The following is a 19462-nucleotide window of genomic DNA, read 5'->3' as shown; positions in this document are numbered from 1 at the left end:
GTCAGGGCCTGTTGCCTGAGCTCAACTCAAGTCACTGATGTTGTCCATCATCCGTCGTGCAATTTCGACGGTGGTGGTCTTCCGGTCCGGTGATGTGCGCTTGGACCCGGCACCAAAGAACGCAACCTCAGTCTCGACCAAGCAATTCACCCGCAACCCGACGGCATGCGCATTCGGGACTGTTGTGGAACCGTGGACCTGAACATCAGCGGCAACAACGGAATTGGCAACGCTGACATCGGAGATCGCGTACGTGAAATAGTCGTCGCCCATGTCCACCGTTGCGCCGGCGCAGTGCTGCCACTGCTTGGTGAACGTGTCGAAGAGCGCGTCGGCGGCCGCGGCCGTCGGCAAGGCGACCACATTTTCGTAGACGCTGATCACCCGCGGTTTGTCGTCATAAGATGCCGCATTCCACCACGTCTCATTGGCGACTGCCCGCACATCGAATCCCGCGAAGGCACTTCTCGGTAGCTCTATTCCGACCGCTGCGCACTCGCGGGGCGAGGCGTTACCCTCGAATAACTCATCGAGCCCGCCGAAGTGCGGCGCGGAATTGGGATCGGTTTTGAAGGGCTGGCCGAGCACCTTCGCCAGTTCGCCGTTGTCGAGGAGAACGCTCTTCACGGCTTGTCCGAGCAAGGGCTGCGGCGTCAGCCCTGCCGCCGGACGAACGGCACCGTCGGCGAGGCGCGTACAGCCGGTGGCCAGTAGCCCCGCCATTAGCAGAGCCACAATGCACCGACTGCGCATACCTTTCTGCCGACGCGGGCTCCACGTGGTGTGAGCGTGCGCAGTCCCGGTCGACACGCCGCGAAAATGGCCGGGGACACGCACGCTCGCCGGTAAGTGGGGCACTATTTCTTGGCCTTGTCCCCCGCCGCGTCTGTCGACAGCGCCGCAACGAAAGCTTCCTGCGGGACGTCGACCCGGCCGATGGTCTTCATCCGCTTCTTACCTTCCTTCTGCTTTTCCAGCAGTTTGCGCTTACGGGTGATATCACCGCCGTAGCACTTCGACAGGACGTCCTTGCGGATCGCGCGAATGTTCTCCCGCGCAATGATTTTCGATCCAATTGCGGCCTGCACCGGCACCTCGAACTGCTGACGTGGGATGAGTTCCTTCAGTTTGGTGGTCATCTTGTTGCCGTAGGCAGCCGCGGCGTCCTTGTGCACGATCGCGCTGAACGCGTCGACGGCCTCACCCTGCAACAGGATGTCGACTTTGACCAGATCGGCCTCCTGCTCGCCGGCTTCCTCGTAATCGAGGCTGGCGTAACCGCGAGTGCGCGACTTCAACGAGTCGAAGAAGTCGAAGATGATCTCGCCCAACGGCATCGTGTAGCGCAACTCCACCCGTTCTGGTGACAGATAGTCCATGCCGCCGAGCTCGCCGCGGCGGGACTGGCACAGTTCCATGATCGTGCCGATGAACTCACTCGGCGCGATGATCGTGGTTTTGACGACAGGCTCGTAGACGGTACGGATCTTGCCCGACGGCCAATCCGACGGGTTGGTCACCACCATGCGCTCGTCGGCTCCACCTTCCACGACCACCTGGTAGACCACGTTGGGTGAGGTCGAGATCAGATCGAGGTCGAATTCGCGTTCCAGCCGCTCGCGGGTGATCTCCATGTGCAGCAGGCCCAAAAACCCGCACCGGAACCCGAAACCCAGCGCCACCGACGTTTCGGGTTCATAGGTCAACGCGGCGTCGTTCAGCTGCAATCGATCCAGCGCGTCACGCAGATCGGGATACTCGGAGCCGTCGACGGGATACAGGCCGGAGTACACCATCGGCTTGGGTTCGCGGTAGCCGGTCAGCGCCTCGGCGGCGCCGTGGCGCGCGGTTGTCACGGTGTCGCCGACCTTGGATTGGCGCACGTCTTTGACACCGGTGATCAGATAGCCGACCTCCCCGACGCCGAGGCCGGCGGTGGCTTTCGGCTCGGGTGAGACGATGCCGACTTCCAGCAGTTCGTGGGTGGCGCCAGTGGACATCACCGCGATCTTCTCGCGCGGGGCGATCTTGCCGTCGACCACCCGCACATAGGTCACCACCCCGCGGTAGATGTCGTAGACGGAATCGAAAATCATTGCCCGAGTGGGCGCTTCGGCATCACCCGTGGGTGGGGGGACCTGCTTGACGACGGCGTCGAGCAGCTCCGCCACCCCCTCACCGGTCTTGCCGGAAACGCGGAGCACGTCGTCGGGTTCGCAGCCGATGATGTGGGCGATCTCGGCTGCGTAGCGGTCGGGGTCAGCGGCGGGCAGGTCGATCTTGTTGAGCACCGGAATGATCACCAGGTCGCGGTCCAGCGCCAGATACAAGTTGGCCAGCGTCTGCGCCTCGATGCCCTGGGCGGCATCGACCAGCAACACCGCCCCCTCGCAAGCGGCCAGCGCCCGGGACACCTCGTAGGTGAAGTCGACGTGGCCCGGGGTGTCGATCAGATGCAGGACATGGTCGGTGTCGCCGACCCGCCAGGGCAGCCGCACGTTCTGCGCCTTGATGGTGATGCCGCGCTCGCGCTCGATATCCATCCGGTCCAGGTATTGCGCGCGCATCGACCGTTCATCGACGACGCCGGTGAGCTGCAGCATCCGGTCGGCCAGCGTGGATTTGCCGTGGTCGATGTGGGCGATGATGCAGAAGTTCCGAATCTGCGCCGGCGCGGTGAACGTTTGGTCGGCGAAACTGCTGATGGGAATCTCCTGGTGGACTCATACGTGGGCGTCCATCCAGGGTATCGAGGCAACCAGGCCGAGACACAATCACGCCGAGCGCCGAGAGCCAAGCGCGCCGACGCGACGAGTTGCCGAGGCCGGAAATAACTCCGGCCCCGGTCACGCGAACGCGGCCGGGGCCGGAGACCCCCGTCCGGCGGGTTACGGGCGATGCAAACCGCCGGACATGCGTTGCTCGACCCCCTCCCTCCCGCGCCCCCTGCGCGGAGGTCGAGCAACCCACTTCACTGCCTCACCTCGACAGATGAGGCCAACCCTCAGTGCACAAAGGTTTGGTTACCAACCGCGCATGAGCCTAATAGCAAGCTGAGAGGAATATCGAAGATTCGTGAGAAAACTCGTCCGGAATCTCATCGCCCGGAGGTGGCGGCAGCCTGAGACGTTTGTTGTACCCACGTCCAATTTCGTCGCGCAAACCTGCTGAATGTTGTAGCCGTGGCGGGTACTCACGTGGGCCTGCTCACGAGGCCCACGGGTCCAAGTAGGCGGTCAGTCCGGGTCGCTCTCGCCTATGCTGCGAACATGGCGTCCCCACGCAAGCCACAGTGGAAGACGTTGCAGCGCTTCGCGGAGAACCTGGTGTTCAACGAGGCACCGAGGTTCATCCGCCACCTGCAAAATTCGCCGACGATGCAGCGCGGTATTCAGCAGGGCCTCAGGATCGGCATGGAGGTCTTCGCCGGCGGCGCGTCATCGCCACCGGCTGAGATCACCGTCGGCCGCCCGGTGACCAATAACAGCGCCCCGACCGCGCATCGGGCCCGCAAGCTGGTCTATGCGCCCGATTTGGACGGGCGGGCCGATCCCGGCGAAATCGTGTGGACCTGGGTGGTTTACGAGGACGATCCCAGCCGAGGCAAGGACCGCCCGGTGCTGGTGGTGGGCCGCGACCATCGCACCTTGCTCGGGCTGATGATGTCCAGCCAGCAACGGCACGCTGCTGATCCCGATTGGGTCGGTATCGGCAGCGGGAGCTGGGACGACGAGGGCCGGGAGAGCTGGGTCCGGTTGGATCGGGTGCTCGACGTACCCGAGGAAGGAATCCGTCGCGAGGGCGCCATTTTGCAGCGCGACACCTTCGATACGGTGGCCGCCCGGTTGCGGACCGACTATTCGTGGAGCTGACGCACGCCGAGCTTGTCAGCCCTGGGTGATGTACGACTGCAGCTGGGCCTGCTCGGCCTCGAGCTCTTCCATCCGCGTCTTCACGACGTCACCGATACTGACGATCCCGACCAGCTCTCCGTTGTCCAGCACCGGCACGTGCCGCACCCGGTTTTCGGTCATCAGCATGCTGATGCTGTCCACGGTGTCTGCTTTACCGCAGGTGGCGACGACGGCTGTCATGATTTTCGAGACCGGCTGGGAAAGTACCGACGCCCCTTGGCTGTGCAGCTGGCGTACGACGTCGCGCTCCGAAACGATGCCGGCGACACCGTCGGGCCCGATCACCACCATCGCGCCGATGTTGTGCCTGGCCAGTCCCGCGAGCAGTTCAGTCACCGCCGCGTCCGAGTCGACGGTTACCACCGCCGCGCCTTTGTTCCGCAACACGTCTGCAATCCGCATCGAGGCCTCCCGCGTTGTGATCCGGTTCACACCAGGCTACGGACATCTGCGTCGGCGCGAAAGCGACCGGCGAAACTCGTTAGCGCCGACCGCACACGAACACGCTCGCGCGGAGCAACGCCGGTCGCGCGGTACGACCTGGCCGCCGCCGCGAAGGTGGAATCTGGCCGGCAACCAAGGCAATGTGTCGAGCGCACGATGACAACCGAAGTAGCAAGCGGCACAGGCTAATCCTCGATTACGAGGTAAACGCCCGGAATGTGTGACATACCTGACGTCATGATCGAGATCACGCTGCTTGGTACCGGAAGCCCCATCCCCGACCCCAACCGAGCCGGGCCCGCCACCTTGGTGCGAGCCGGCGGACAGCTGTTTTTGACAGACTGCGGGCGCGGAGTGCTGCAGCGGGCAGCGGCTATCGGCGTGGGCGCCAACGCACTATCGGCGTTGCTGCTGACCCACCTGCACAGCGACCACATCGCCGATCTGGGCGACGTCCTGATCACTCGCTGGGTCAGCACCTTCGACTCCGAACCAGCGCCGCTGCCGATCATCGGGCCGCCGGGCACCGCAGAAGTCGTCGAGGCCACCCTGAAAGCGTTCGGCCGCGACATTGGGTACCGGATCGCCCACCACGCCGATCTGACCGCGCCGCCACCGGTCGAGGTACACGAGCACACTGAGGGCCCGGTGTGGGACCACGACGGTGTCACGATCCGGGTGGCCCCCACCGATCACCGGCCGGTGGCGCCCACCATTGGGTTTCGGATCGAATCCGACGGCGCGTCGGTCGTGCTGGCCGGGGATACAGTGCCCTGCGAAAGCCTCGACCAGCTAAGCTCTGGGGCTAATGCATTGGTGCACACTGTGATTCGCGAAGACATCATCATGCAATTGCCGCGGCAGCGGATCAAGGACATCTGCGACTACCATTCGTCGGTCGAGCAGGCCGCCGCCACCGCCAAGCGCGCCGGGGTCTCCACCCTGGTGCTGACGCACTATGTGCCGGCCATCGGGCCGGGGCAGGAAGACCAATGGCGGGCACTGGCCGCAACGGAGTTCGACGGCCGGATCGAGCTCGGCGACGACCTGCATCGCGTCGACGTCGGACCGGGTAGCTGAAGGGCGGCCACCGCCGGAGCGGTTCACCCAGTGCGGCACCGGAGTGCCGCAGTGTTTCCGCAGGTCAGCGTTGCTGATTCAGCCCGCGGTAGTGGTCAGGTCGACGTGGGTGCGCTTCCGGCCGGCGCATCGTGGCGGTAGCTTTGGTCACGAAATGCTGGACTCGGCTTTGGGAGAGCGGCCCACCGGCTGATAACCTGGTCATTCGCTGCCCAGCTGCCCGGCACCTGGAGCCTGAACCCCCATCGAGATCGACGAAGGAACTAACGCGTGGCCAACATCAAGTCGCAGCAGAAGCGAAACCGCACCAATGAGCGCCGCCGCCTGCGCAACAAATCGGTGAAGTCGTCGCTGCGCACGGCTGTCCGCGCGTTTCGCGAGGCCAGCGAGGCCGGCGAGAAGGACAAAGCTGCCGACCTGCTGGTGTCGACCAACCGCAAGCTGGACAAGGCGGCCAGCAAGGGCGTCATCCACAAGAACCAGGCGGCCAACAAGAAGTCGGCGCTGGCCCGCGCGTTCAACAAGCTCTGAGCTGCCGCGCCGGGGCGTTAGCGCTGCACAACTATCCGGCTTGTCCTCGTAACCGGCTGGATCCCCCACCTCGAACCGACCGGCCCGCATCGTCACCGGCGGCTAGCTCGGCGACCGTCCGCACCGCGGCTTCCAGCGCGTAATCTGCGTCGGCGGCCGCCCCCTTGACATCGGCGTTGAGCGTGGCAACGAGCCTCATCGCCGTCGCCACCATGTCGCGTGACCAACGCCGGGCCTGTTTCTGCGCCTTCTGCACTCGCCAGGGCGGCATCCCAAGTTCGCCCGCCAGCCGGTAAGGATCACCGGACTGGGAACCCACCCGCCCAATGCTGTGCACGGCCTCGGCCAACGCATCGGCCAGCACCACATGCGGCTCCCCACGCATCATCGCCCACCGCAGGGCCTCCACGGCACCTTCGACATCGCCGATCACCGCCTTGTCGGCGATGTCGAATCCTTTTACCTCAGCTTTGCCGCTGTGATAGCGGCGCACCGCGGCGGCGTCGACGCGACCTCCGGTATCGGCCACCAATTGCGAACAGGCCGAGGCGAGTTCACGCACATCAGAGCCGACGGCATCGAGTAACGCGGTAATCGTGTCCTGGTCGACTCTGGCAAGCAGCGAGCGAAATTCGTTGCGGACGAAATCGGCACGCTCGCCGGTTTTTATGATTCGCGCACACGCGTGCACCTCCGCGCCCAACGACTGCAACTGATTGGCCAAGGCTTTCGCCCGCCCGCCACCTGAGTGCACGACGACGAGCACCGTGCCGGACGGGACGTCGCCTGCAGCGGCGGCAATCAATTCAGCGGCGTCTTTGCCGGCCTCACCGGCGGCTTCGAGGACCACCACCCGCTCGTCGGCGAACAACGACGGGCTCAGCAACTCGGCGAGTTCGTACGTGTCGACTTCGCCGGCCCGCAGCCGGCTCACTGGCACGTCGTCGGTGCCGGCCCGCTGCCGCGCGGCGCGCAGCACTTCGCCGACGGCACGCTCGACCAGTAATTCCTCGTCACCCAGTACGAGGTGCAACGCCTGGCTCACCACTCGATCGTGTCACGTCCTGCCGACAGCGACCCCGTCGGCACCAAGCCCGACAACGACCAAGCCAGTAAGCCCGCAGCGGCGACCGCAGCCGCCACCCGAAACCACCGCCAGCGCCACAGCACCACCGTCAGCACCGCGACGGCGCCGACGAGCACGACACCCCGGACCCCGGACGGGACCCCCACGCTGGCGGCCGGTACCGCGGCCGCCCAGCGTGCGATGTGCAGCACCCACCACAGCTCTGGACCGGTGAACCGGATCAGCAACTGTGCGCCTGCCGGCCAGAACAGGCACAGCGCGGCTGCGGCGCTGCCCATCACGGTGATCGGCGCGATCAGCGCCGCCACCGCGAGATTGGCGGCCGCGGATACCAGGCTGACCTGGCCGGAGATCCCGGCGATCAGCGGCGCAGTCACCAGCTGCGCCGCACCCGCCACACAGATCGCGTCGGTCAGCGGTTTAGGCCAGCCGGCCGACACCAGCCGCCGCGACCAGACCGGCGCAATGACCACCAGCGCCGCCGTGGCTAGCACCGACAGCGCGAAACCAACGTCGACCGCCAACTGAGGGGCGGCGACCATCAACACCAGCACGGTGGCCGACAGTGCCGGAATCGCCTGGCGCCGCCGCGTCGACAACACTCCCACCAGCGCGATGGCGCCCATCACGGCGGCGCGCAACACGCTGGCCGTGGGTTGCACCACGACGACGAACACCAGCAGCGCACAAGCGGCGAGCGCCACCGCTAAGCGCGGCCCGATCAGCCGTGCCGAAAACAGCACCGCGCCGCACACGATCGTCACATTCGCCCCGGATACCGCCATGAGATGCGTCAGTCCCGCCACTCGGAACTCCCGGCTCGTCGCAGGAGCCACCTGCGAGGTGTCGCCGAGGACCAGGGCAGGCAACATCGCCGCTTGGTCGGTCGGCAGCACTCGACGCGCTGTGCCCGCAAACTGGGCGCGCACGGCATGCGCAGCCCGGTACACCGGCACGGCACGCCCCATGGTCGGCTCGCCGATCGCGTTGAGCACCGCCACCGTCAGGTCATGCCGGGTGGGACGGGTGATCCGCGCCCGGAACTGCGCCGGCTGGCCCACCATCACGTCCCCAAACGCGTGTTCCGGCGCGAAAACGACTACCCGGCCGGATATCTCGTCATTCCCGAGGCGCTGCAGCTTCGCGCGGAACATCAGCCGGCCGCGACCCAGCGGCAATGCGCTTTCGCTGGGTGTGACCATCACTTTCGCGGCCGTCCCGAACGCCGCGGTAATCGGGTGGTGAGCGGCTGCCGCCGCGCGTAATGCGATTGCGAAGCCGAACCCCGCGCCCACGACCCCAATCGCGGCCAGGCCGATGCCCAGGGTCCGCAGGTGTGGCTTGCGCGCCAGCAGTGCTCCCGAGGCAGCACCCACTAGGCACAGTGCGGCAACGACATTGCCGATCGGCCAGACGATCCCGGCGGCGTTGACAACCCACCCGGCCAGTGCAGCGGGCACCAAACGCACGTCGAGCCGCGCGGCCGGCACATCGGCCACCAACGGATGCTGCACGGGCGCTAGACACGGACCAGCGCGCGCAACTTGTCCAGCCGCGCCGGCCCGATACCGTCGACTTCGGCGAGTTGGTCGACGCTGCTGAATTTGCCGTTGGCTTCACGCCACGCCACGATCGCGGCGGCGGTCACCGGCCCGATGCCCGGCAGGGTGTCCAGTTGCTGGACCGTCGCGGTGTTCAGATCGATCACCTCGCCGGACTTGGCCGTTGTCGCCCCGGATGGTTTGCCAGGGGCGGCGGGCGTCGCCGGCGCCGAACCGGGATTGACCGAGCTGCCCAACGCGGTCGGCTGGCCGCGGGGCGGGGCGATACCGACCACGATCTGCTCGCCGTCGCCGACCTGTCGCGCCATGTTCAACCCGATGGTGTCCGCGCCGTCCATCGCGCCGCCCGCCGCCTTCAGCGCGTCAGCGATCCGTGCGCCGGGCGCCAATGTGACCAGCCCGGGCGTGTGCACCAGACCGACCACGCTGACGATCACCGGTTGGGCCGGTCCGGCCGAGGCGGTGGCGCTCGGGCTGCGACTCGACACCATCTCCACCGGTGGCAACTTGGCCGACACCACCGGTGCCGGCTGGTCGCGCACCAAGGTGAACACGGTGACCAGTACCGCGATCGCGGCCACCACCGCCAGGGCTACAGCGCCGGCACGACCGGGATCCGCGCGGACCCGGGCCAGCAAACCGGCGTTGTGTGCCGTGCTGTCCGGAAGCCAGCGCGGCAGCAAGGAATTGGGGTCGTCGCCGTCGTCGGTCGCGTCAGCCTCCGTGTCGGGCTGGGCGCCGAGTCGCCGGTGCAGCCGCTCGGCAGGCGGTTCTGTTCGCATGCGCCGACGGTAGGTGCGCCGACCGTCGCCGCGGCGCCGTCGCACCGCTGCCGAAGGCCTTCTGTGGAGTAAGCCGAAACTGTGTACAACCGTCGCCGGCAGGTTTGACGATCGAGCATGCGGGTAGCCGGGCGACTATGGGTTTGAACATCCGGCGCGTGAATGAGCGGCGCCCATGACGCAAGCTGAGCTCGGCGAAGCCGTCGGCGCGCTGACGACCAAGCTGGACAGCAAGAAGGCCGCAGTCAAGCCGCCGCTTGCCATCGTGGCTTCAGTCGCGGGTGTCAGCGTCGTCGGAATTATTTGGTGGCGCAAGCGATCTGGCCGTCATCGGGGCTGACGTGGGACTCACTGTCGCGGTTACCGGACCTACCGGCGAAATCGGCACCTCGGCGGTGACGGCGCTGGAGCGCGACCCCGCCGTCGACCGCATCATCGGCATGGCGCGCCGGCCCTTCGAACCGTCGTCGCGGGGTTGGGCCAAGACGATCTATCTGCAAGGTGACATCTTGGACCGCAACGCGGTGGATGCCTTGGTCGCCGAGGCTGACGTGGTGGTGCACTTGGCGTTCATCATCATGGGGTCCCGCCAGGAAAGTGAACGGGTGAACCTCGAAGGCACCCGGAATGTCTTCGAAGCCTGCGCGGCCGGAGCCGCCGCCGAGAGGCCGCGCCGTCTGGTGTACAGCTCGTCGGTAGCCGCCTACGGCTATCACGGCGAGAACCCGGTCCCGCTGACCGAAGATGTACCAGCGCGGGGCTCACCCGAGCACTATTACTCCCAGCAGAAGGCAGCCTGCGAAGCCGCGCTCGACGAGATCACCGCGGGGACACCGCTGGAGGTCTACGTGCTGCGGCCCTGCATCGTCGCCGGCCCACAGGCGCACGCGTTGGTCGACGCGATGCCGTGGAACCGCATTCCGTATGCCGGCGCTGCGATCCGGCGGGTGCCCCTGCTCAAACCCCCGGTCCCCGACCCGGGCAACCCGCTACAGCTGGTCCACCACGACGACGTCGCCACCGCCATTGTGCTGGCCGCCACCAGTTCGGCTCCGCCCGGCGCCTACAACATCGCCGGCGACGGGGTGCTGTCGGTCTCCGAGGTGGCCGAGGCGCTCGGCGGCCGACCGGTGCGGGTGCCCGCCGCTGCGGCGACGGCCGCGTCGACGGTGATCGCTCGACTGCCGTTCGTTCCCTCGGCCGCGGAATGGCTGCACATCGCCCGCACATCGGTGGTGATGGCCACCGACAAGGCCAAAACCCAGCTCGGCTGGACGCCGCGGTACACGTCGGCCCAAACATTGCAGGCACTCACAGAGTCACTCTGAGAGCCGGACGCGGCGGAAGCGGGCGCGGCGGAGGGCTACGAGACAACCCGCTAACGTGCTGGATAGAGTTCCCAACAGATGGAGACACCCGTGCAATTGGCGCTCACAGCGGACGAAGCCGCATTCCGCGACGAGCTTCGCACCTTCTACACCACGCAGATCCCCGCGGACATCCGGGAGCGGAGCCGCCTGGGGTTACCACCCAGCCGCGATGACCTCGCGACCAGCCACAAGATCCTCAACGATCACGGTCTGGCAGTGCCCGGCTGGCCGGTGGAATGGGGCGGCAAGGACTGGACACCGGCCCAGCACCAGATCTGGCTGGACGAGATGCAGCTGGCCTCGGTGCCCGAGCCGCTGAACTTCAACGCAAAGATGGTCGGGCCGGTGATCGCCGAGTTCGGCTCCCAGGAGACCAAGCAGCGCTTCCTGCCGCCGACGGCGGCCCTGGACATTTGGTGGTGTCAAGGGTTTTCCGAGCCCGAAGCCGGCTCGGACTTGGCGTCGCTGCGCACCACTGCAGTGCGCGACGGTGACAGCTATGTCGTCAACGGTCAGAAGACATGGACGACGCTCGGGCAGTACGCGGATTGGATCTTCTGCCTGGTGCGCACCGATCCGCAGGCACCGAAAAAGCAGGCGGGGATTTCGTTTCTGCTGATCGACCTGGACACCCCGGGCATCACGATGCGGCCGATCAAGCTGATCGACGGCGGCCACGAAGTCAACGAGGTGTTCTTCGAGGATGTCCGGGTCCCCGCCGATCAGCTGGTGGGAGAAGAAAACCAGGGCTGGACCTACGCGAAGTTTCTGTTGGGCAACGAGCGGACCGGTATCGCGCAGGTGGGCCGGACCAAAGTTCGCCTCGCGGAGGCCAAGCAGCGCGCTACCGAGACCGGCCTGCTCGACGATCCGCTATTCGCGGCCCGTCTCGCCGAAGCCGAAAACGAGGTGCTGACACTGGAGCTCACCCAGATGCGAGTGGCGTCGGGCTCGTCGGGCGGTAAGCCCAACCCGGCATCGTCGGTGCTGAAACTGCGCGGCAGCCAGTTGCAGCAGACCGCGACCGAACTTCTGATGGAGGTGGCCGGGCCCGATGCGTTGCCGTTCAAAGCCGGTGACGGCATTGCCTCACCCGGCTGGGCGCAAGGGAGTGCACCACGCTACCTGAACTACCGCAAGACGTCGATCTACGGCGGCAGCAACGAGGTGCAGCGCACCATCATCGCGTCCACCATCCTGGGATTGTGAGGTTGTCATGGACTTTCAATTAAGCGACGAGCAGACACTGCTCCGCGACACCACCCGCGACTTGCTGTCCCGAGCCTACGACCCGGAGAGCCGCCTGAAGGTTGTCGGCACCGATTTGGGCTGGAGCCGCGAAGTGTGGAGCCAGTTGGCCGACACCGGGATCCTCGGGCTGGGATTCGATCCAGCCGAGGCGGGCCAGATCGAGATCATGGTGGTGCTCACCGAAATCGGGCGCCGGCTGGCTCCCGAACCCGTCGTGCACGCCGCACTGGGGCCCGGCGCGATCATCGCCGAGCTGGGCACCGAAGCTCAAAAGCAGGTGCTGGACGACGTCGCGTCCGGTGAAAGGCTGCTGGCCTTCGCTCACCTCGAGCCCAGGACGGGGTCTGCGACAACCGCTGTGCAACAGGGTGATTCATGGCTACTGAGCGGGCAGAAGAACCCGGTTCTCGCCGGCGACTGCGCCGACACCCTGATTGTCAGCGCCGCCTTGCCGGACGGTGGGACCGGTTTGTTCCTGGTCTCCGACCTGGACGGCAACGGGCCCGTCGCCCGACGGCCGTACCAGACGTTCGACGGTGCGCGCGGTGCTCAGATCGACCTGGACCAGGCTGCCGGCGAGCCGCTCGGCGATGCGGTCGACGCATCAGCGGCCATCCAGAACGCAATCGTGCGCATCCAGTCGGCGTTGTGCGCCGAGGCGGTCGGCGCCATGGAGGAAGCGCTTCGGCTGACCACCGACTACCTCAAGACGCGCAAGCAGTTCGGCGTCACCCTGAACACTTTCCAGACGCTGACCCAGCGCGCCGCGGACATGTACGTCTCACTGGAACTGGCTCGCAGCATGAACTTCTATGCCGCGATGTCGATTGCTGGCGGCACACTCGACCCGTTGATCGGGGCACGGGCGAAATTGCAGATCGGTCGGTCAGGGCGGCATATCGCCGAAGAAGCGATCCAGTTGCACGGCGGTATCGGCATGACCGCCGAATATCCGGTCGGCCACTATGCGGCCCGGCTCACGGCGATCGAGCGCACGCTGGGCTCGTCACAGGACCAGTTGCACGTCCTCATCGACCACGTCGGCGACTACGACATCGTCACCCTGTAGGTATGACCGAATTCTCCTCGGAAGTCACCGAATTCCTTTCGGCAGGCACCCGCACCGGGATGCTGGGATTCGCGGCATCCGATGGTCGACCGTTGGTGGCCCCGGTGTGGTTCATCGTCGACGACGGCGAGCTGGTGTTCAACACGGGCCACAATACTGCCAAAGGTCGTGCTCTGCAGCGTGATTCACGTGTGGTGGTCTGCGTGGACGACCCGCATCCGCCCTATTCGTTCGTCCAGGTGCAAGGGGTTGCCAGCGTCACCGAGGACGCCGCAGAGCTACTCGACATCGCCACCCGGATCGGCGGACGTTACATGGGAACGCACCGTGCGATCGAGTTCGGCCGCCGCAACGCCGTTGCCGGCGAACTGCTGGTGCGGGTGCGCCCGACCAAAGTCGTCGCCGCGTTCAACATCGCCGACTGACAACAGCGCCACTCAGAAGCCAAATCCCAACTGGGCGGGGACATCGCTGACAAAGGCAGCGTCGAGGCGACGGATCAGCTCGGAGTCCTTGGTGCGCAGCCGATTAGCCGCCGCCAGCACCGGCGCGCGATGCACACCCAGGTACAGGCTGCCCAGCACGTCGAGATCCATCTCGATGTCGGCCGGCGCGTCGCTGGCCGTACAGCGCGCCCGGCCGTTGCGGATATCCAACGCGAATCGTCCGCCGTCGCAGCGGAATCCGTCGACGACCTCAACCACCGCGGAAAGTTCGGCCTGGTAGCTACGGGCTTCCAGCGCGGTCGGAATGTCCATGAGCCGCAGCCATAAGTCGTCCTGGCGTCCGGTGGTGTGGGCGAGGCGGGTGTCGGTCAGCAGGTAGGGCAACGGGTCGTCCGGGTGGGTTGCGGTGGCGACGGACTTCATCAGGTCCAGGCCGAGCAGTGCTCGCCACAAGGCGGCATGGGCGTCGTTGGTCGCGGCCCTCAGCTCAGCTACCCGAGCCACTCGCTGATTGTCGTCGTGCACCCGGTAGAGGACATATCCGTCGGCGTGCAGCAGCCCAAACCACGGGGTTCCGCCGCGGCGGGCGCCCTTTCGGTCGGCCAGCAGCTCATCCCAGAGTGGTTGCGGGCGCGCCAGCCCGCCAGGTGTCTGTAGCCGCCAACGCTCGTAGATTGCGGCAAACTCGTCGCGATGCTCAGCCGGCCTGACCAGCCGAACGCCACTCGGGTCCGGGGCGTCAGCGTGGAAGCCGACAAGGCTGCGGTTGATCGAGAACTCGTGTTTGATCGTGGCCGGGCCGTAGCCGAACCGTCCATAGATGCCGCCCTCGCTGGCCGTCAGCGCCGCGATCGGATAGGCCGAATCGGCGATGCGTTGATGCAATTCGGAGTACATCGCGCGCAACAACCCCCGTCGGCGGTGTGTCGGCGCAACCACGACCAGGCTGACCCCGGCAGTGGGAAGCACCGCCCCGCCCGGCACGGTCAACTGCAGGTCGAGATAGAGCGACATGCCGACGACGGCCTGCTCCAGCACGTCGTCACAGATCAGGACGATGCCGTCGCGCGCCAGCAAGGTCTGCCAGAGGGTCAATGAGCCGGGGTCGCCGAATTCGCCGAAACCAGCGGCGGCCAACAACGCCATCGCCGGCCAGTCGTCATCGGTGGCGCTGCGCAGGGTCAGACCGGGAGGTGCGGCGTCGTTCACGAAGTTCGACGGTGCCACAAACCCCGGCGTATCGCACCCGGATATCGTCGTTGGCACTGCCAACACCGAGGAGTCAGATGACAGCCCCGCTGCGCGTGATCCAGTGGACCACCGGCAACATCGGACGACGATCGCTGCACGCCATCATCGGCCGACCCGACATGGAGTTGGTCGGCGTGTATGCGCACGGCCCGGACAAGGTCGGTGTCGACGCCGCCGAACTGTCCGGCTGGCCGCAGCCGACCGGGATCGCGGCCACCGATGACGTCGACGCGCTGCTGGCGCTGAAACCCGATGCTTGTTGCTATAACCCGTTGTGGCCCAACATCGACGACCTGGTGCGCCTGCTCGAGGCTGGAATAAACGTCTGCTCCAGCGCAGCCTGGATCACCGGCGGCAAGCAAAACCCGCAGGACCGGCGACGCATCGTCGACGCCTGTGAGCGGGGTGGGTCGACGATCTTCGGCAGCGGCGCACACCCGGGTATGACGAACATGGTGGGCATGGTGCTCAGCGCGTCCTGCGAGCGCGTCGACGAGATCCGCATCACCGAATCGGTCGACTGCTCGACCTACGAATCGGCGGGCACCCAGACCGCCATGGGCTTCTCCCAAGACCCGGACACCCCGGGCCTGGCCGAAAGCGTGCGCCGGGAAAGCGAAGTGTTCGCCGAGGCGGCCGCGATGATGGCCGAGGCGATCGGGGCGACGCTGGACAAGATGACGTTCGACGTCAAATTCACCGCCGCCACCGCGGACACCGATTTGGGCTTCATGAAGATTCCGGCCGGAACGGTCGGCAGCGTCTATGGGTATCACCGCGGCTGGGTCGGCAACAAGAACGTCGTCAGCGTCGGATTCAACTGGGTCATGGGAGCGCACGTCACACCGCCGAAACCACTGGAGCACGGGCATGTCATTCAAGTTTTCGGCCTGCCCAATATGCGCACCGTGATTCATTGTCTGCCGCCGAGGGATTGGACGGAACCGGGATTCATGGGTCTGGGCATGATCTACACCGCGATGCCGGTCACCAACGCCGTCCCTGCTGTGGTGGCGGCCAAGCCGGGGATCGTGACACTGGCCGACCTGCCGCCCGTCACCGGTCGCGTTGCGGTGTAGCAGCGATCGCACGCGCGACGCCGGGGCACCCCAGCCGCGGACCGGCGAGGGTAACGGAACGCGGTCGTACCGTATCCTCTACGATTCTTAGCCGTGCGAAGGTTCGGCGGTGTCGGAGGTCAAAGCCGACGGAGACGAGCGCATCTGAGAACATGTGGATCGCACCACGCGCGCTGTCGGACAGCCTGCCGCCGAGCCGCGCTGTGGCGACAGAACTCGTGCGAACGGTCGCTGATCGGTGAGCGGGAGGAGACGCGGTGAGAGCGATTCCAATCGCTAACATGGCCAAACGCGCGTGGATACCCCTGGTCCTGGTGGTCGTACTCACCGTCTCGGGACTCATCGTGTTACGGCTGCACCGCATCTTCGGCTCTGAAGACCTCAACGCGGGCGCGGGCGGGGGGATCGAGATCGTGCAGTTCAATCCGAAGGACGTCAAGTACGAGGTCTTCGGCCCCGCCGGGACCACCGCCAACATCAACTACTGGGACGCCGAGGCGAACACCCACCAAATCAACGGCGTGCCGGTGCCGTGGTCATACACGGTCACCACGACGCTGCCCTCGGTCAGCGCCAACATCGTGGCACAGGGCGACGGCGATCGAATCAGCTGCCGGATCACCGTTGACGGTGTGGTCCGGGAGGAGAAAACGGTCCACGGCGTCAAGGCCCAGACCTTCTGCCTGGTGAAGTCCGCATGACCCAGACAACTGGCACGCGCCCCCGTCGGCCGGTCATCCCGCACTTCATCCGCCTGTTCGCGGTGCCGATCATCCTGGGGTGGGTGGCGCTGACCGTCATCGTCAACGTCGCGGTCCCGCAACTGGAAGTGGTGGGCGAGGAACACTCGGCCCCGATGGCACCGATGGACGCGCCGTCGATGGTCTCGATGATGCGGCTGGGCCACAACTTCAAGGAATTCGATTCCAACAGCACGATCATGGTCGTCCTGGAAGGCCAGGACAAGCTCGGCGATGCGGCGCACCGCTACTACGAAGACATCATTCGCCAACTGTCGCAGGACCCCGAGCATGTCCAGCACATCCAGGACTTCTGGAGCGACCGCCTGACTGCGGCGGGCGTGCAGGCCGCCGACGCCAAGAGCGCCTACGTGATGATCAACATCGCCGGCAACCAGGGCACCACAGAGGCCAATGACTCCGTCAGCGCCATCCGTGAGGTGGTGGACAAAACACCCGCACCCCCGGGGGTGAAGGGTTACGTCACCGGTCCGGCGGCGCTGAGTGACGACATGCACATCATCGGGAACAAAAGCCTGGCGAAGATCACGCTGTTCACCCTGGGCGCGATCGCGCTCATGTTGTTGCTGGTTTACCGCTCGTTCGTCACCACCCTGGTCCAGCTGTTCATGACCTTTGTCGCGTTGAGCGCGGCCAGGGGAACCGTCGCGGTGCTGGGCAACGCCAACGCATTCGGGCTGACCACGTTCGCCGCGAATATCCTCACCATGCTGGCGATCGCGGCCGCAACGGATTACGGAATCTTCCTGATCGGCCGCTATCAAGAAGCACACCGGGCCGGCGAGGACCGAGAAACCGCCTACTACACGACGTTTCGTTCAGTGGCCCCGGTTGTGTTGGGGTCGGGTCTGACCATCGCCGGTGCGACGTACTGCCTCAGCCTGGCCCGACTGCCCTGGTTCTCCACGATGGGGCCGCCAGTGGCGATCGGAATGCTGGTCGTGGTGGCGGCTGGTCTGACGCTGGGACCGGCTGTTGTTTTTGTCGGCAGCCGATTCGGTCTTTTCGAATCCAAGCGGCCCGCCAAGAGCAAGCTGTGGCGGAAGGTCGGCACCGCGGTCGTGCGTTGGCCCGGCGCGGTTTTGGCCGCAAGTGGCGTGGTCGTGCTCATCGGCATGGTCGCCTTGCCCGGATACTCGACGAGTTACAACGACCGCCACTATCTGCCGACATCAGCCCCGGCCAACCTCGGGTACGCGGCCGCAGACCGGCACTTCTCGCAGGCCCGGATGAACCCCGACATGTTGATGGTCGAGGCCGACCACGATATGCGCAATACGGCCGACATGCTGGTGTTGGACAAGGTAGCCAGAAACGTCATCCGCACCGTGGGCATCGCGATGATCCAAGACATCACCAGGCCGTTGGGGATTCCGATTCAGCACAGCTCCATCGCATTTCAGAACAGTGTGCAGGGCCAGACCCTCATGCAGAACATGGACTACCTCAAAGATCGCCTGGCCGACGTGCTGAAGATATCGGACCAACTCGGAATCACCATCGACTATCTGCAGAAGACCCTTGACATCCAGACACGGCTGAGCGCGGCGACGCACCGCACGAACATCGACACCCATGAACTGACCGAGATTACCGATGAATTGCGGGACAACTTCGCGAATTTCGAGGACATGTGGCGGCCGATCCGCAGTTACTTCTACTGGGAGAAGCACTGCTACGACATCCCCATCTGCTTCTCGTTGAAGTCAATATGGGACTCGCTGGACGGCATCGACGAGCTCGATCAAAAGTTCCACACGCTCGCCGACGACTTCGACGACCTCGATGCCGTGACGCAAGAGTTGCTCACGGTGCTGCCGCCGCAGATCGAATCGCTGAAAACCACCCGCTCGCTGACGCTGACACTGCACAGCACCTTCACCGCGATGATCAACCAGCTGGAGGCGTTGAGCGACACCGGGATCGTCATGGGACAGAGCTTCGACGACTCCAGGAACGACGACCTCTTCTACCTGCCCCCAGAAGCGTTCGACAACCCGGACTTCCAGGTCGGGCTCCGGCAGTTCCTGTCGCCGGACGGCAAATCCGCCCGCTTCTTCATCACCCACCAGGGTGATCCGATGAGCCCGGAGGGAATCGAACGGGTTGCCCCGGTACGCACTGCGGCGCAAGAAGCGCTCAAGCAGTCCTCGCTGTCGGATGCCAAGGTCTACCTCGGCGGTACCGCCGCGACGTTCAAGGACATGCACGACGGCGCCAGATACGACCTGATGATCGCGGTGGTGTCGGCGCTCACGCTGATTTTCATGATCATGCTGCTGATCACTCGAAGCCTGGTGGCCGCGCTGGTGATCGTGGGCACCGCGGGAAGCTCGATCGCGGCGGCCTTCGGACTGTCCGTGCTCATTTGGCAGGACCTCTTCGGCATCCATATCCACTGGATCGTGATGGTGCTGTCCATCATCATCCTGTTGGCCGTCGGATCCGACTACAACCTGCTGCTGGTCTCCCGGTTCAAAGAGGAGATCCACGCCGGGCTCAAGACCGGGTATATCCGGGCGATGGGCGGAAGCGGCGGCACGGTGACCGCCGCGGGCCTGGTGTTCGCATTCACGATGGCGGCCATGCTGGGCAGCGAGTTGCGGGTGCTCGGCCAGTTCGGTTCCACCGTCTGCCTCGGCCTGTTGATGGACACGCTGGTGGTGCGCGCGCTATTCATGCCGTCGGTCGCCGTCTTGCTCGGACGCTGGTTCTGGTGGCCCCAGATCGTCCATCCCCGCGGCGACAATGCGCGACGGCGGCCTCCCCCGGACCGGCTCAGCGACGATACCGCGCCGCTGGCTGTGCCGATACAAGGCCCGTCAGCGTAACGCC

18 protein-coding genes are annotated in these 19462 nt (G+C 65.6%); 11 read left to right on the top strand and 7 right to left on the bottom strand.

Translation table 11 applies throughout. The features are described 5' to 3' along the window. Window positions 1–21 precede the first annotated feature (21 nt). Both AC5Y42_RS10590 and lepA read right to left on the bottom strand, forming a co-directional pair. A complete protein-coding gene (locus tag AC5Y42_RS10590; protein ID WP_499897923.1) occupies window positions 22–735 on the bottom strand; it encodes a sensor domain-containing protein in 714 nt (237 codons plus the stop codon). Window positions 736–857: 122 nt separating this feature from the next. After that, a complete protein-coding gene (gene lepA / locus AC5Y42_RS10585; protein ID WP_499898133.1) occupies window positions 858–2711 on the bottom strand; it encodes a translation elongation factor 4 in 1854 nt (617 codons plus the stop codon). Between the two features lie 558 nt (window positions 2712–3269). On the opposite strand from lepA, the gene AC5Y42_RS10580 reads away from it, so the two are divergent. After that, entirely contained in the window at window positions 3270–3872 is a 603-nt protein-coding gene (locus AC5Y42_RS10580) for a type II toxin-antitoxin system PemK/MazF family toxin (RefSeq protein ID WP_499897921.1), read from the top strand. Between the two features lie 15 nt (window positions 3873–3887). Here AC5Y42_RS10580 and AC5Y42_RS10575 read toward each other — a convergent pair whose 3' ends face one another. Beyond that, a complete protein-coding gene (locus AC5Y42_RS10575) occupies window positions 3888–4316 on the bottom strand; it encodes a CBS domain-containing protein (RefSeq protein ID WP_499897920.1) in 429 nt (142 codons plus the stop codon). A gap of 279 nt (window positions 4317–4595) precedes the next feature. On the opposite strand from AC5Y42_RS10575, the gene AC5Y42_RS10570 reads away from it, so the two are divergent. Both AC5Y42_RS10570 and rpsT read left to right on the top strand, forming a co-directional pair. Further along, a complete protein-coding gene (locus AC5Y42_RS10570; RefSeq protein WP_499898131.1) occupies window positions 4596–5438 on the top strand; it encodes a ribonuclease Z in 843 nt (280 codons plus the stop codon). A 270-nt stretch (window positions 5439–5708) separates the two neighbouring features. Then, complete coding sequence (gene rpsT / locus AC5Y42_RS10565; protein ID WP_499897918.1) at window positions 5709–5969, top strand: 30S ribosomal protein S20; 261 nt, start codon at window positions 5709–5711, stop codon at window positions 5967–5969. 31 nt (window positions 5970–6000) lie between these two features. Here rpsT and holA read toward each other — a convergent pair whose 3' ends face one another. The 3 genes from holA to AC5Y42_RS10550 are packed head-to-tail and all read right to left on the bottom strand — an operon-like array spanning window position 6001 to window position 9400. Further along, window positions 6001–7002: a DNA polymerase III subunit delta gene (gene holA / locus AC5Y42_RS10560; RefSeq protein WP_499898130.1), complete on the bottom strand. Its 1002-nt coding sequence runs from the start codon at window positions 7000–7002 to the stop codon at window positions 6001–6003. An 8-nt stretch (window positions 7003–7010) separates the two neighbouring features. Then, a complete protein-coding gene (locus tag AC5Y42_RS10555; protein WP_499898129.1) occupies window positions 7011–8525 on the bottom strand; it encodes a ComEC/Rec2 family competence protein in 1515 nt (504 codons plus the stop codon). Window positions 8526–8575: 50 nt separating this feature from the next. Then, a complete protein-coding gene (locus AC5Y42_RS10550; protein WP_499897916.1) occupies window positions 8576–9400 on the bottom strand; it encodes a ComEA family DNA-binding protein in 825 nt (274 codons plus the stop codon). Between the two features lie 175 nt (window positions 9401–9575). On the opposite strand from AC5Y42_RS10550, the gene AC5Y42_RS10545 reads away from it, so the two are divergent. From AC5Y42_RS10545 to AC5Y42_RS10525, 5 genes are all read left to right on the top strand, one after another. Further along, window positions 9576–9740 (top strand): hypothetical protein, encoded by a 165-nt coding sequence (locus tag AC5Y42_RS10545; RefSeq protein WP_499897915.1) that lies wholly within the window; start codon window positions 9576–9578, stop codon window positions 9738–9740. 1 nt (window position 9741) lies between these two features. Next, window positions 9742–10728, top strand: coding sequence for an NAD-dependent epimerase/dehydratase family protein (locus AC5Y42_RS10540; RefSeq protein WP_499897913.1), 987 nt, complete (start codon window positions 9742–9744; stop codon window positions 10726–10728). A gap of 90 nt (window positions 10729–10818) precedes the next feature. After that, window positions 10819–11979, top strand: coding sequence for an acyl-CoA dehydrogenase family protein (locus AC5Y42_RS10535; RefSeq protein WP_499898128.1), 1161 nt, complete (start codon window positions 10819–10821; stop codon window positions 11977–11979). A 7-nt stretch (window positions 11980–11986) separates the two neighbouring features. Further along, window positions 11987–13090, top strand: coding sequence for an acyl-CoA dehydrogenase family protein (locus AC5Y42_RS10530; RefSeq protein ID WP_499897911.1), 1104 nt, complete (start codon window positions 11987–11989; stop codon window positions 13088–13090). Between the two features lie 2 nt (window positions 13091–13092). Next, a complete protein-coding gene (locus AC5Y42_RS10525; RefSeq protein ID WP_499897910.1) occupies window positions 13093–13515 on the top strand; it encodes a PPOX class F420-dependent oxidoreductase in 423 nt (140 codons plus the stop codon). A gap of 12 nt (window positions 13516–13527) precedes the next feature. On the opposite strand, the gene AC5Y42_RS10520 is transcribed toward AC5Y42_RS10525, so the two are convergent. Then, window positions 13528–14745: an enhanced intracellular survival protein Eis gene (locus AC5Y42_RS10520; RefSeq protein WP_499897908.1), complete on the bottom strand. Its 1218-nt coding sequence runs from the start codon at window positions 14743–14745 to the stop codon at window positions 13528–13530. A gap of 77 nt (window positions 14746–14822) precedes the next feature. Between AC5Y42_RS10520 and AC5Y42_RS10515 the strand changes: the two genes are divergently transcribed. The 3 genes from AC5Y42_RS10515 (at window position 14823) to AC5Y42_RS10505 (ending at window position 19458) form a co-directional block, all read left to right on the top strand. Continuing rightward, window positions 14823–15866 (top strand): NAD(P)H-dependent amine dehydrogenase family protein, encoded by a 1044-nt coding sequence (locus AC5Y42_RS10515; RefSeq protein ID WP_499897907.1) that lies wholly within the window; start codon window positions 14823–14825, stop codon window positions 15864–15866. Window positions 15867–16147: 281 nt separating this feature from the next. Further along, on the top strand, window positions 16148–16567 hold the full coding sequence (locus AC5Y42_RS10510) for an MmpS family transport accessory protein (protein WP_499897906.1): 420 nt from the start codon (window positions 16148–16150) through the stop codon (window positions 16565–16567). Further along, entirely contained in the window at window positions 16564–19458 is a 2895-nt protein-coding gene (locus AC5Y42_RS10505) for an MMPL/RND family transporter (protein WP_499897904.1), read from the top strand. The genes AC5Y42_RS10510 and AC5Y42_RS10505 overlap by 4 nt, the downstream gene beginning before the upstream one ends. The last annotated feature ends 4 nt before the right edge of the window (window positions 19459–19462 follow it).

It is taken from the genome of Mycobacterium sp. NGS48 (genome assembly GCF_059812585.1).
The sequence above is the reverse complement of the archived record's forward strand: the minus strand, read 5'-3'. Positions and strand labels throughout refer to the sequence as shown.

Excerpts from the sequence above, each read along its gene's own strand:
- AC5Y42_RS10580 (WP_499897921.1), top strand. The coding sequence starts at position 3,270 with ATGGCGTCCCCACGCAAGCCACAGTGGAAGACGTTGCAGCGCTTCGCG.
- AC5Y42_RS10575 (WP_499897920.1), bottom strand. The coding sequence starts at position 4,316 with ATGCGGATTGCAGACGTGTTGCGGAACAAAGGCGCGGCGGTGGTAACC.
- AC5Y42_RS10570 (WP_499898131.1), top strand. The coding sequence starts at position 4,596 with ATGATCGAGATCACGCTGCTTGGTACCGGAAGCCCCATCCCCGACCCC.
- AC5Y42_RS10550 (WP_499897916.1), bottom strand. The coding sequence starts at position 9,400 with ATGCGAACAGAACCGCCTGCCGAGCGGCTGCACCGGCGACTCGGCGCC.
- AC5Y42_RS10545 (WP_499897915.1), top strand. The coding sequence starts at position 9,576 with ATGACGCAAGCTGAGCTCGGCGAAGCCGTCGGCGCGCTGACGACCAAG.
- AC5Y42_RS10530 (WP_499897911.1), top strand. The coding sequence starts at position 11,987 with ATGGACTTTCAATTAAGCGACGAGCAGACACTGCTCCGCGACACCACC.
- AC5Y42_RS10525 (WP_499897910.1), top strand. The coding sequence starts at position 13,093 with ATGACCGAATTCTCCTCGGAAGTCACCGAATTCCTTTCGGCAGGCACC.
- AC5Y42_RS10515 (WP_499897907.1), top strand. The coding sequence starts at position 14,823 with ATGACAGCCCCGCTGCGCGTGATCCAGTGGACCACCGGCAACATCGGA.
- AC5Y42_RS10510 (WP_499897906.1), top strand. The coding sequence starts at position 16,148 with ATGGCCAAACGCGCGTGGATACCCCTGGTCCTGGTGGTCGTACTCACC.
- AC5Y42_RS10505 (WP_499897904.1), top strand. The coding sequence starts at position 16,564 with ATGACCCAGACAACTGGCACGCGCCCCCGTCGGCCGGTCATCCCGCAC.